A 12,572-nucleotide genomic window follows, 5' to 3' on the forward strand; every position below is an offset into this window, starting at 1 on the left:
ACCAAGATGCTCTAACTAAAAAGCCCTACAAGAAGTAGGGCTCTCAAATTAATAATTATGAAAAACTAATTTTAAAAAATGGACTTATTTATTTCTTCTCTCGGCTTCGAGCAATCGCTCGTAAAGCTTTTTATTTTCTTCATATGCCTCCACTAGCTTATCTAATGGATTGAATGTGCAATGGTGACCGAATGCACCATGACTATGGCTAAAGTCATTATCGTATATATTATTAAAATAATTTATCACAGCCTCTTCAGAAAAATTCTTAATTGCTTCAACAGTCACACCAAGTGCTTTAGCTACTTCAGCCAGTTTCTCATCTTCAATCAGCTCACTGTTTTCCAAAATTGAAATAGTCTGCTGGTTTGTGCCCATTGCCTGGGCGAGCGCTTCCTGTTTCATATTACGAAGTTCACGGATCCGGCTGATCTTACGTCCTATATGGTTTGGTTTTGTCGTGTTCATAGTCAAAGATATAAAAATTGAAAATAATGTACTACGCAATGTAAAATACATTGAAAATCATGTACTGTACACGGGAAAATGATTCGGTACAGCCATAACAATGATTTACTTGTGCTTCATAACAAAAATACAATTTTTCACTGATGTACAATTTCAATTCTTCAAATTATGGACTACACATTAAAAATTCCCAAAGAGCATCCGCAGCTCGGGCGACTGCAAGAAGTGATTAACAGTCTGCTCGTAATTGTCCCTGCTGAAGCCGTTTATGTTTCTAATGATGATGATAATTATTCACCGACTTTCATAACATTTATTTTAGCGAATAATCTCGGAGAAAGTAGTGCTGGATTCCAACGGGTTTCACATAAACTCCAACAAAACTTTCCTGATTTTATTTTTAAGTTTCTTGAGGCTGAAGAAATGACCCGTGGATTTAGCAAGGGCAATGTTTATCTTATCCGCCATTGTAATACGGATTGCCTTGCTTACTATGAGCCGGGACATAAGATGTTCTACCCTGCCTCAGCCAAACCTAAGCGAATTTATAAACGGGCAATAAAACGCTTTAATAAGCGTCGCGTCTATCACTTTAATGCCTTTGGCAAGGCAACAGAGCAGTTAAATAGTAATAATGCTGTAGAAGCAGCAGCTAATTTATATAAATCCCTTTGGAGAATGTATGGATTTTATTTAGCTGTGCTTACAGAGGATACGATGGAAGATCTTGATTATGTCGATTTCAACATATCCTTTTTGAGAATCACCAAAGCTTATCCAGCATTAAAGAAATTACTTGACCTTGATAATCCAGAAGACAAGGAAATGATTGAGGCACTTTGTTCCGCGCATAAGTCTATCCTTGAGGATAAACCAATGGAACAGGTCGACAATTCGATTTTGGAACGGCTGTGCAAAAATTTGATCCGCTGGAAGATGCATTATCAGGTATTTTCTATGAATATATCGAGTATGGTAAAATATATATTAAAGGTTTTGCACATCGTTCCTTTCCGAATAAATCAATTCTTGCAGATAGGATTTTACCGAACTATTTCCTGGAACATGCACTAATTGAAATTAGTGATATCATAACAGGATTTTTGAAAACCCGTGCGGTATATTGTTTCGGCTATACAACAAAATGGGTGGCAGGAAAGAGGCAAAAGAATTATACCAAACAATTACCCGGCTACCACTTTTATCTGCTACTTCTCAATGGAGAGCACAAGGAAAATGCGGTGCTATTGCTTCAGGCATTAATACGAAAGCGGTTTAACGACAAATACACTGTAACGATCTTAAGCCATCGCCTGCAATATCTGCGCAAGCAAAGCCACAATCAGCAGTATTTTTTCAACACAATAATTTCAAATGGACTAAAGGTTTACGAAGACCCCAAGCATCCTATATATCCGTTAAAGATAGACATGGTCAGGGACATTGAATTTACAATGAATTATTGGAAAAACCGGATGCTTGCCGCAGGGTCATTCTTAGCGACAGCCCAAAATGAAAAGATGAACCAGCCTGCCCTTATAACTAATGCCTTGTTACAACAGGCTGTACAACAAATTATCATGGCGTTGCTTGACCTTTTCCTGAGTTACCACCCTAACATCTATTCCACCAAATACATGCTTCGCCTTTCGGAATGTGTTCCCGGAATAGAACCACTATTTGATAATTCCGAAGAGGACAGGAAGCTTCGACAACTCTTATCTGCCAATATCGACATGATAAAGCACAAGAATTTAGATACAGAAAGTATTGAGGACAGTGACCGCCTTTATACGAAATGCCGGGATTTTTATGATATGGCCAAAAGATTAGGGCAAACCGAATTAGAACTACTGGCAAATTTAAAATAAAAGTTTATGAGTACCTTAAAAATTCCCGAAGGCCATCCCAAAAAGGACGAACTGGAAAAAGTTGCCAAAACGCTCCTTGAGTTCTTGCCGATCCATTCGCTGTACATTTCGGTAGAAAATAAGGATCTGGGCTATGAAGTTGTAATAACAATTTTGCTTTCCAACGGTTTGGAAATTGATGCTCCCGCCATCCAACCTTTTGTTGCGAAGGTTTTTCAACCCTACCCTGACTTTTATTTTCATTTGATAGAGCAGGAATATGCCCTGGAATATTCCGAAGAGGGGCTACCATTTTACATTCTGCATGCGACCCGCAGTGAACTTGCCTATAGTTCCGATACGTCAAATACAATATTTGACCTCAAAGACTATTCTGTAAAAAAGTTAATCAGAAGAGCAAAGGAAGATTATGCATATTATAGAACATCAGTTGAAAATTGCCTCGGACTGATAATATTATATAGGTGGAACGATAATTACCCCCAGATAGCTTTTCTTTTGCATCAGGGATTGCAGATGCTCTATATATATTTTTCAAAACTGACCAACGGCGATTATGAGACTTCGGGAGACTTACTGCGCCTTCAAAATAGTTTCCAGTCTGTTCAGCCACGCCTCGAAAATTTATTCGATGTCGAAAACGAAGAGGAAGCTGCCGCGATTAAACAGCTTAACAATGCCCTACGGGCAGTAAAATATAACGAAGAATATGAATTTACTAAAGAAGCTACTGAGCTCGCACGGATTAAAACTGAAAAGCTACTTAAGGAAGCCGACACATTTTTTGAGACGTATCTGAAAAAATGCAAGAAGAAGATAAGGGCTGTCCGTTTGCAAACCAATGCAGAGAATAAGAATATACAGGGAAATAACAATCTTAAAACAGAAACAATGGAACATTATGATAATGATGCTGTAGCTAAATTTCTTGATGAAATTGATAATTTCAGATATGCTCCCACCTTGCGTCCGGTGGGACAAAACGAAGAAAGTTACTATGCCAAAGTAAAATTCGCCAGCTATGTGGAATTGCAGTACTCAGTCCGGGACATATTGATAGTTGCTATCCATAGCCTGCAAAATGATGGGCTTGAAAATTCCGGCAAGGTTGAAGATCCTGCCAGCCATTTAACCCGTGTGTTAGAAATTGCCGTACAACTTTTACCATTAAATGAAATTGGGCTTTTGGATGATTGCCGTAATCTCTTGGCAAAGCTTGACCGTGCCGGGCAAGAAAAAACCAGTGGACGCTAATGATTGTTTATAACAATAGAAAAAACGACTTCGGAGTTTTTTCCAGCCCCCTGCAAGGGCAAGTGGTTTTGAGCTGCGGAAAGTATTTCAAGCAGCTCAAAACACAACTTGCTGTTTTCACGCGAAAACATTTTTTAAAATAGACTTAAGGTACTTACGTCCTTATGCCCCTACGTGATAAACAGTTTTAAAGGATAAACGATAAAAGAGTTATATAATACAAGCCTGCCTGATAGCAGGCTTTTTTCTTCTGGCCGACAGAATATAGATAGCAGTTCTATGTAATTGCATATATGCTTATTTATATTTCTACCTGTTTACTCGCCGACCAACCTAATTACGTACTCAAATATTTACCATACTGCTTACCTGCCAATTTACACAGCTGTGTACTTAAACATAGACGCGCTAAACTATGCCCTTACCTACATAAATAAGTACCAACATACCTACAGGTATACCTACCAGCTTCACATTTCGAAAAGGAGTGTCAGCAAATTAGAAATCATTACGGTTTGCCTATTCATTTTGCAACCTGATGCCAAATAAAGCCATTGGCTGCCACAATAAAAAGCTGTGGTTGTGGATTGCTTAACTTGTGGCAAAAATGCACAATATGGATAAGGTTACTGAAAATAAGGAGAATCAGAAGAAAAAGAAAAAGCCATTCATCCCCCCCACCTCCACAGCATGACGATGAAAAAAAGAAAAAGGATTCTACAAAAAGGAAAATCAGGGAGCAAAAACCTTTTATCCAGGTTGACAGAAGTGGAAATATGATTAGCAATTTTATATCCAATTATCTGAGGCAATTAAATCATCCGAACCATACAGGTTTGCTAGGGTTATTGAATAAGCTTTTACACAGGAGAAAACCGGAAGAAGAGCCGAAACCTCAAGAGGCTGACGAGGTTGTTGGAAAGTCCAAAACAGTTTTTGAGAATGGGAAAGCAAAACCGCAATATGGCGGCCTGCCAAAAAATGACCTTCAGTCAGCAAAGCATAATAACAGGCAGGCAAATGATAATCATTTGGAGCATAAGCAGAAGGATGAAGCAAAAGTAATCCCTATCGCCGAACCTAAAAAAGAGTGCTTAGGAGATGATATAGAAATTCATTTTTCCAAAAGAAAAAGAAAAACCGAAAAAGAAAAAGAAAGCAACCTCTCCGGCAGCGGTTGGACAAAGGCAAGGAAAAACGCAATAAATCAGCCCTTGGGCTCTTGGGCGTATGGCGGATTTTCCTTGCCGTGTCCTTGAAAGCCGCTGCCGAACTTGCTTTTCTTTTTATGAATTATGGTTTAGTTTCAAAACATATAAAACATACACTTCGATTGAGTAATTAGATAAGCCTTATGTATTTTATAGTACTTCGGTGATTTTACGAAACGTTACGTTTAAGTTTGGCGCTGTCGAAATTGATCCAGAAGCAAATTGGTTGTATATTGGTTTGGAACACCTTCGATACCAAAACTGTATTGTTCATCGACAAAATCTAAAAAATTAATATCTAAAGAAGGTAATTCATATTCGGCATACTTTCTAAAATCGTTAAAAGTAATTGTGTCAATATGCAGTTGCCCATCAAGTTTATATATTGAATTTGTTCGCTGGAGCAAAATCTTTAACGGTTCATAAGGATCAGGCAGTCCATTATTTAATATTAAATTATTGTTTGAGAATAGTTCCCACATAACTATCAAATACGCAAAAATTCCTTCAAATGAACGCGGTCCGCTAAAGTCAGTTCCCTTGTTACGTAAATCTGTAATAAAAGTTTCATATGTAGGTGTATTATCGTAACCATCCTCACCAGATAAATATGTTAGTAAATTGTGATTGCTCTTATCTATTATATTTAATTCCCCTGCTTCTCCAAAATAAAATTTCCAAAGCCTGAGCCTTCTTAAATATTCCCTAAACAACAAAACATTTGATACCCTCGATACGGAGTGGTGTGGTCTTTCTATCGTAGAAATTTCTCTAACTGCGTCAATATATTTTTGCGTTTCCATTTTACTATAGGTTATATAAGATCTTGTCCAAGTAACGACGAAATCCCTAAAACAAACTTAATAAATGTTTAGGATGTCCAGTCTCTCACAAGACATGCCAGAATAATGCTATCTCCCGAATTCGTTTATAACAAGATCATACTGCCACCGTCATGGAAAGTGTTTACGCGTAGCACCATCTTTATTCTTAAACTTACGACTATTCAGCCAAGTACACAATAAATTAATGACATCTACGTCGCCCGTAACAAAAAATTCTTTCCATTGCTTAACTATGGTACTAAGGGATAAGCGAACTGATAATATTCAAAACCCTGCCAGGTGAAGAACCGGCCCGGTTGCCCAATTGTTTGTGGGAATATATCTGCCTGGTCCTGCTGTTCATCATAAATCATTACGCAGATACCGCTGCTTGCATAATGAAACCTATATTTTAGCTCTCCCTCAGCATCGTAATAATACTTTTCTGTACTTTCATAAATTGGGGTATTAGCCGGAAGATTGTAGTTAAGATAGCATATTGTATTATCATTTATATCGCGTACATATACCGTCTTACCCACTAAAATTTCAAATTTATAATTTAAATGAAAATAGACTGTAAAGTCATCCTGAAAGTATTTGTATTTAAAAGATGCATTTGGGTCAACTTCTAAGATCTTATTTGTTTTACTTAGAGAATCAACATAGTATAAGGTACTGGACAGTTCGCCATTTACAAAGAATTCCTCCTTATCTAAATGTTGGTCAGTATATACCTGCCTAACATATCTGTTCAATGATGAAAGTTGTGCTGAACTAATCTCATTCTGCAATTCATTTGTGTATTTTATTATTGTTGCCATTTAATTAAATAGGGTCGGATAACATAACAGTAAAAAAGTAAGCTCTATTTATATACCTTGTAACTAAATCCAATGGTAAGGCTTATCCTTACGGTTCATATAAGCCACCATCTGCTCTTTTGAAAGTTCAGGAAAATATGATAGGGCGTTATCTATAGCGATATTGGTCATAAAAGTAATTTCCTGTTTCAAAGCCTTAATAACCCTGTCATAGCCGTAAAAGCGCACTAATTCATCAACCTCTTTTTGCTGGCCACGTTCAATAATCCTGTCAATAACCATTTTGTACGCTTCTTCCCAGTCGATTTTCTCGAACTTATATTCCCAAAAGAATTTAGGATGGAAGTTTGGTACTATGGTATCTGATCTTTTCATAAGTATAAAAATATTGAAATTATTATTCATTAGCAAGGCATTACCTCCTGAATCCCTTACGTTTTGACCAGGCCGGGTTTATGTTCTCTTGCTTTTTACCAATACTTTTAAATTGGGCACCAATATTAATATTGGCTTTTCTCAACCTTTCTTTTACAACATTCCATTTAATCTCCTTTCCGTCCGGGGTTTCAACGCCCTGGAATGAAATGATATTATCGTGGTATAGTAATCCATTACGGGCAATGTAAGGATTAGTGTTATACTTTTTCTGGTAGGCACTCAGGTAGGTTTGCAACGGATTATACTCCAGTAAATAATACATATCCACAAAATCTTTATAGCGTTTCCCGCTTTGCACAATAGCATGTAATTTCATTGCACCAATATCCTCAATTGAAATAATCCGTATATTTTCAATAGCCTCAACAGGTTTTACATATGGGTATTTGTGAGAAACCAAATCCACTTTAATATCATTGATAAAGGTCATAATGGAGTTGGTGTTATATTGTGATGTTTCTGCACCATAGCGGTTTTCAAGATACCGTAATGTACTTTGGGCGTCGAAATTATTCACTGAAAATAAATCAATATCCACACTCATTCGGTGGCCTATCCTGAGGCTAAGTGCGGTGCCGCCGACCATTACAAAATCTTGCAGAATTTCATCTTTCATCAGCGTATGCATGAGTTCCCACATTGCAGGACTTACTGTATTTTTATATAGCATAAATTAAACTTTTCGGCAAATAGCCTGAAAAGAAGCTTTGCTATGTATTATTGTCTCTCTGTAGCTGCATTTGGCAGCACTGGACTTCCGGGTTGTTTTTAACTTTGCTTCCTGTAGATCAACTATACAGGCCTGAGAAGGTCAAATCAGTCCAACGAAAGACATTTATTCTTTTACATTTATTAAGAAACTACATTGGTTGCTTTCTGATAAATTCAGCATGCAGCATAACAGAACAAATAAAACGCACAAAGGAGGCAGACATCCTAAAGATGATCCTGCCATATTTCGCTATTCTATTTCGCTGACCGCCGAAGAAAATGCACATTTCCTTTCACTCTTTGAGCAATCAGGAATGAATGTAAAAGCCCATTTCATTACCGCATGTATTTTCCAAAAGACGATTTCCACAATAACCATTGACAAATCAGCAATGGACTATTATATGAGGCTCACAACATTCTATGGACAGTTTAGAGCTATTGGGGTAAATTACAACCAGGTAGTGAAAATGCTTTATAAAAATTTCTCTGAAAAAAGGCAGCAGCCTACCTGTATAAACTGGAAAAGCAAACTGTGGAACTGGTAATACTCAATCAAAAGATAATTGCCCTGACTGCTGAATTCGAGCAAAAGCACCTAAATAAATAAGTTCAATGGTAGCGAAAATCAACAGGGGAAAAAGTTTGCTCGGAGCAATCAAGTACAACCTTGAGAAAGTCGATCAGGGAAACGGTAGCATACTTTCGACTTCAAAAATTATAGAATCTGCTGATGGCAGTTACAACATCGACCAATTCTCCCGTTCGTTCCAACCCTATTTAATGGCAAACCGAAAGACAGAAAAGCCAATCCTGCATATTTCCCTGAACCCGGACCCGAAAGACAAAGTAAGTGCCGACACTCTACGGGAACTTGCCCAGGATTATATGCGTCAGATGGGCTACAGCAACCAACCCTTTGCAGTATTCAAGCATACAGATATTGACCGTACCCATATCCACATCGTATCGGTTTGTGTAAACGAGCAGGGCAAAAAAATTTCTGACACATTCGAGAAAAAGGCGCTCAATGGATGCCTGTCGCAAATTGGAACAGCAGTACAACCTGATAAATGCCACACAGCTAAGGAAAAACGAAGACAATACGATATTTCGTCCTGTTGATTATAGTAAAGGCGATGTAAAAAGCCAGATAGCCGCTGTTATCCGATACCTTCCGAAATATTACAAATACCAAAGCTTTGGCGCATATAATGCGCTGCTTGCGGGTTTCAACATCACTGCCGAAGAAATCAAGGGAGAATACAATGGCAAGCCAAAGCAAGGAATGGTTTATTTTGCTATATACGAAAACGGCGAGAAAGTGAGTAATCCCTTTAAAGCTTCATTGTTTGGCAAAAGTGCGGGTTATGCGCTACTGCAATCTCATTACAGGCAGTCAGTAGAAATATTGAAAACCCATACTGTAAGGGGCACGTTGAAAAATACCATAGAACAAGCAATACGAGATACTTCCAATGAAAAGGAATTTAAAAAATTGCTTACAACACAAGGCATAGACATATTTATCCGTAGGAATGCTGAGGGACGCTTGTATGGAATAACTTTCATTGACCACAAAACTAAAACTGTCTGGAACGGCTCGCAATTAGCTAAAGAGTTATCCGCAAATATATTTAATGAATTGTGGAATAGAAACAATGATAATCTGGGCATAGATGAAAAGAGAGATAACGATTTCATTAATGAGACATCAGGACTGCCGATGGAAGATTACAATATACAGGATTCAGAAACTAATAGTTCAATCATAAATGTAAGCGGATTATTACCGGAAAGCCAGGGTGAAGACTACGAGGAAATGGTATTTGAAAATCTAATGAAGAGAAAGAATAAACGCCGGACTAGATAGCGTGAAGCTATTGAAATATCTTTACCGTTTTGACATGTAGCGACAACGGAGCGTTATGTCAAATCGGTAATTCCGATTTGTAAAATAAAGGCTGTTCCGACAAAGGAACTGCCTTTGTTTTATAGAGAAAAAAACAAAGTGCTTGATGTCATTAGCCATGTACAGACAAATTCCGCCATAAACTCCGATAAATACCATTAAAAGAAGAATCTGATTAATTTGCTTTCAATTAAATTGAAGGACTATGAATATAGATTTAGTGACGAAGGATGATCTTCAAAAATTTAAGGAAGAATTGCTTGAAGAAATCCGTCATTTCCAGATGTACCCACGCAAGCGAGGGGAAGAGCCAAAAGCATGGCTTAAAAGTTATGAGGTAAGAAAGCTGTTAGGAATTTCGGCAGGGACATTGCAAAATTTACGTGTGAACGGCACATTGCCGTTCAGTAAGATTGGTGGCCTAATGTACTATCGTTATGACGATATTCAAAAACTAATGGAGAAGGTACGTTGAGAGATTTGAAATCAATTTTAAAGTTTTCATTATCTATTAATAGTATTTTTTTAATACAAATATTATTAAGTAACTTTGAAAAGTACTGTTAAAATATTTACAATGCTGGAAAAAGAAAAGATAAACAAGCTTCAAAATATTTCAAAGGAAACAGAAATCCATGAATTATTAAAAGAATTGCTCCCCTACATGGGTTACCAAAATGTAACAATTACCCACGAAAGTGGAAATGTACCTGAATATGGAAAAGATTTAATTGCATCATTACCTGACAAAATTGAAGAGATTAATGAATGGACAGCTTTTGTTGTTAAGAAGGGTGATATAACGGGAACTTCACGAATGAATGTAGAGTTACAAGCCCAGGTAAAGGAATGTTTTGACTATGCCTATGAATCATTAAAATATGGAAAACTTAATATTGCTAAAGTCCGCATCGTGACTAATGGAAAAATTAATAGCGGAGCAAAACAAAAATTTTTTAAAGATGATTTTTATAGTAATGCTAATGTTATTTTTTGGAGTTATGAAGAGTTAGTAAAATACATTGACAAGTATTACCCAAGGTTTTGGCTTAAAGGCTCGAAAAATTATAAGCATTATATAGAGTTATTTCAAACCAGAAATAAGTATGATGACTTTGCAAAAACACTTAGCCTTAATGATTTAAAAATTGAGAGACTGTTAAAAAATACTATAAGATTGAAATTGGCGGAATATTTTTATGATGAAGATAATGGCCAATTCAGAAGAAAATGGTTTGAAGTTGAAGATTTAAATAAACTAAAAGAATGCTCTCTAATTGTAGGGGAATCTGGATCGGGGAAAACGACATTATTTAAACAAATCGCGAACAATATTATTTACGAAAACTCAATCAGAAATGACTTTGAATTTTATCCTATAATATTAAAATTTAAAGATCTTCAAGATAATGAATTCGATGTAAATAAAACAATTGAGCAATATTTTCAACAAGAGGCCTATCAATCCTTAAGTTTTGACGTGGAAGCATTATTTGAGAAGAAAAATTTTATTTTGTTTATTGATGCTTTAGATGAAATTGGAGATAAAGAAAATAAAGAAAAGGCCCTGGCAGCCGTTAAAACATATCATGAAACAAATTCGACGATTCAAATTTTCTGTTCCTCTAGAAATTCCGACTCTCTATTAGGCACATGCCGACAACTAAATTTTCGATATTTTGATATAATAAATATTTCAATTCAGCAGGCAGAAACATTTATAGATAGATATTTTGATGGAGAAGAACTCAAGGGCAAGCGCTTAATTAAATCCTTAAAAGACTCACGTATATTAGATAAGCTGCCGAAAACTCCGTTAACGCTCACATTATTGACATCTCTTTTTGATGAAGATGGATTTGAAATTCCGGCCACAATATCAGATTTATACAAATATTTCGTAGATGTTCTATTGAATAAGAATATTAAAGAAAATCATCTGGATTTATTGAAAGTCGGTGTTCACAGGAGTGTTCTATCATTTATTGCCGAATATTTACATACAAAAAGGATTAAAACTATTTCAAAATCAGATTTAAATGAGTTAATAGTTAATTTTGCAAACGAGCGTGGTCAAAAATATAATGTTTCGGAACTTTTAAATGACTTGGTTCAAGACATCAATCTGCTAATTGAAAATGAACGGGGAGAAATTGAATTCAAACATCTTTCGTTTCAAGAATATTTTACAGCTTACCAGTTCTACAATCATAGCATAAATGGTAAATCCGAATTCATAAATAATTTTAATGATGTTTGGTGGCAAAATGTTGCAATATTCTATGCGGGGATGACAAAAGATTCACCACAGTTGATTGAAGACATCATATCCAATTCCATACCTCAAGATTTTCATGAGTATATCGTAAATGTAAGTGGATTAGGATATTTAATCCAAGCCCTTTACAACACACCAGTTGAATACAGAAAAAAAGCAATTGTAAAAAATTTAGAAAGTATTCACGCAGCGTTAAAATTTATTACGAATACTCAGGATGAAAAGTATTCAGACATAAAATCTTTTTTACATACAACATATGGCGCTAATAAAATTTTAGCTTTCTGGTACGAATTTCATCATTCTTCCGTAACATTAAAGGAACTTTTAAATACTTTGTTTAACGAAATGTTGGAGATATTGGCAGCTAATCAGTTTATGTCAATCGAAGAAAAAAATGATTATGAATATTCCGCTTATTTAGTAGCTGCTAGTCTTCTAAATATTGAGTTTGATGATTTTGATAATTATTTTAGATTGCTAAATGTTACTGGAAGTGATAATTTTGTTGTCCAGGGATTAATTGAATCAGATTTTAATAATAAATTTAAGACTCTTACAAAAGAAGAAAAGAGGCGAAAAAGTATAAAGAAATTTGAAACAAGACTTTCTTTCTTAGATAATAAGAAAATTGATGAAAATGTCAATGTAACACTTAAAGATGGAGCTAGAATTAAGAAACCCAGACAATTCAAAAAATAATCCTCTATGGAACAATCTAAGAGTATATAATCTCATATATTTTGTTGCATTTTATATTAAAAACATTTACATTTGCCCC

13 protein-coding genes and 1 pseudogene are annotated in these 12,572 nt (G+C 35.9%); 9 read left to right on the forward strand and 5 right to left on the reverse strand.

The window, feature by feature from the left end; translation table 11 throughout:
* Positions 1 to 84: 84 nt before the first annotated feature.
* The gene (locus LRS05_RS11405) at positions 85 to 468 is read right to left on the reverse strand and encodes a helix-turn-helix domain-containing protein (protein WP_257868443.1); all 384 of its coding nucleotides are present in this window, start codon (positions 466 to 468) and stop codon (positions 85 to 87) included.
* A gap of 168 nt (positions 469 to 636) precedes the next feature.
* On the opposite strand from LRS05_RS11405, the gene LRS05_RS11410 reads away from it, so the two are divergent.
* From LRS05_RS11410 to LRS05_RS11425, 4 genes are all read left to right on the forward strand, one after another.
* Positions 637 to 1,542 carry a hypothetical protein gene (locus LRS05_RS11410; RefSeq protein ID WP_257868444.1) on the forward strand — a complete coding sequence of 302 codons (906 nt, stop codon included), beginning with the start codon at positions 637 to 639 and terminating at the stop codon, positions 1,540 to 1,542.
* A 29-nt stretch (positions 1,543 to 1,571) separates the two neighbouring features.
* Complete coding sequence (locus tag LRS05_RS11415; protein WP_257868445.1) at positions 1,572 to 2,339, forward strand: hypothetical protein; 768 nt, start codon at positions 1,572 to 1,574, stop codon at positions 2,337 to 2,339.
* Positions 2,340 to 2,345: 6 nt separating this feature from the next.
* The gene (locus LRS05_RS11420; protein WP_257868446.1) at positions 2,346 to 3,593 is read left to right on the forward strand and encodes a hypothetical protein; all 1,248 of its coding nucleotides are present in this window, start codon (positions 2,346 to 2,348) and stop codon (positions 3,591 to 3,593) included.
* 554 nt (positions 3,594 to 4,147) lie between these two features.
* Positions 4,148 to 4,852, forward strand: a complete 705-nt coding sequence (locus tag LRS05_RS11425; protein ID WP_257868447.1) for a hypothetical protein — start codon at positions 4,148 to 4,150, stop codon at positions 4,850 to 4,852.
* Between the two features lie 137 nt (positions 4,853 to 4,989).
* On the opposite strand, the gene LRS05_RS11430 is transcribed toward LRS05_RS11425, so the two are convergent.
* The 4 genes from LRS05_RS11430 to LRS05_RS11445 form a co-directional block, all read right to left on the reverse strand.
* A complete protein-coding gene (locus LRS05_RS11430; protein ID WP_257868448.1) occupies positions 4,990 to 5,607 on the reverse strand; it encodes a hypothetical protein in 618 nt (205 codons plus the stop codon).
* Between the two features lie 272 nt (positions 5,608 to 5,879).
* Positions 5,880 to 6,452, reverse strand: a complete 573-nt coding sequence (locus LRS05_RS11435; protein WP_257868449.1) for a hypothetical protein — start codon at positions 6,450 to 6,452, stop codon at positions 5,880 to 5,882.
* A gap of 63 nt (positions 6,453 to 6,515) precedes the next feature.
* The gene (locus LRS05_RS11440; RefSeq protein ID WP_257868450.1) at positions 6,516 to 6,827 is read right to left on the reverse strand and encodes a hypothetical protein; all 312 of its coding nucleotides are present in this window, start codon (positions 6,825 to 6,827) and stop codon (positions 6,516 to 6,518) included.
* A gap of 40 nt (positions 6,828 to 6,867) precedes the next feature.
* Positions 6,868 to 7,560 carry a nucleotidyl transferase AbiEii/AbiGii toxin family protein gene (locus tag LRS05_RS11445; protein WP_257868451.1) on the reverse strand — a complete coding sequence of 231 codons (693 nt, stop codon included), beginning with the start codon at positions 7,558 to 7,560 and terminating at the stop codon, positions 6,868 to 6,870.
* Positions 7,561 to 7,780: 220 nt separating this feature from the next.
* On the opposite strand from LRS05_RS11445, the pseudogene mobA reads away from it, so the two are divergent.
* The 5 genes and pseudogenes from mobA (at position 7,781) to LRS05_RS11465 (ending at position 12,493) form a co-directional block, all read left to right on the forward strand.
* Positions 7,781 to 8,211: pseudogene (gene mobA, locus LRS05_RS11450) on the forward strand (conjugal transfer protein MobA).
* A 5-nt stretch (positions 8,212 to 8,216) separates the two neighbouring features.
* Positions 8,217 to 8,726: a relaxase/mobilization nuclease domain-containing protein gene (locus LRS05_RS17345; protein ID WP_308224909.1), complete on the forward strand. Its 510-nt coding sequence runs from the start codon at positions 8,217 to 8,219 to the stop codon at positions 8,724 to 8,726.
* Positions 8,632 to 9,474 carry a hypothetical protein gene (locus LRS05_RS11455; RefSeq protein ID WP_308224911.1) on the forward strand — a complete coding sequence of 281 codons (843 nt, stop codon included), beginning with the start codon at positions 8,632 to 8,634 and terminating at the stop codon, positions 9,472 to 9,474. Before LRS05_RS17345 ends, LRS05_RS11455 begins: the two co-directional genes overlap by 95 nt.
* 244 nt (positions 9,475 to 9,718) lie before the next feature.
* The gene (locus tag LRS05_RS11460; protein ID WP_257868452.1) at positions 9,719 to 9,988 is read left to right on the forward strand and encodes a helix-turn-helix domain-containing protein; all 270 of its coding nucleotides are present in this window, start codon (positions 9,719 to 9,721) and stop codon (positions 9,986 to 9,988) included.
* Positions 9,989 to 10,090: 102 nt separating this feature from the next.
* Positions 10,091 to 12,493, forward strand: a complete 2,403-nt coding sequence (locus tag LRS05_RS11465) for an NACHT domain-containing NTPase (protein ID WP_257868453.1) — start codon at positions 10,091 to 10,093, stop codon at positions 12,491 to 12,493.
* Positions 12,494 to 12,572 lie beyond the last annotated feature (79 nt).

This window comes from Flavobacterium sp. J372, assembly GCF_024699965.1.
In the GTDB taxonomy this organism is placed as follows: Bacteria; Bacteroidota; Bacteroidia; order Flavobacteriales; family Flavobacteriaceae; genus Flavobacterium.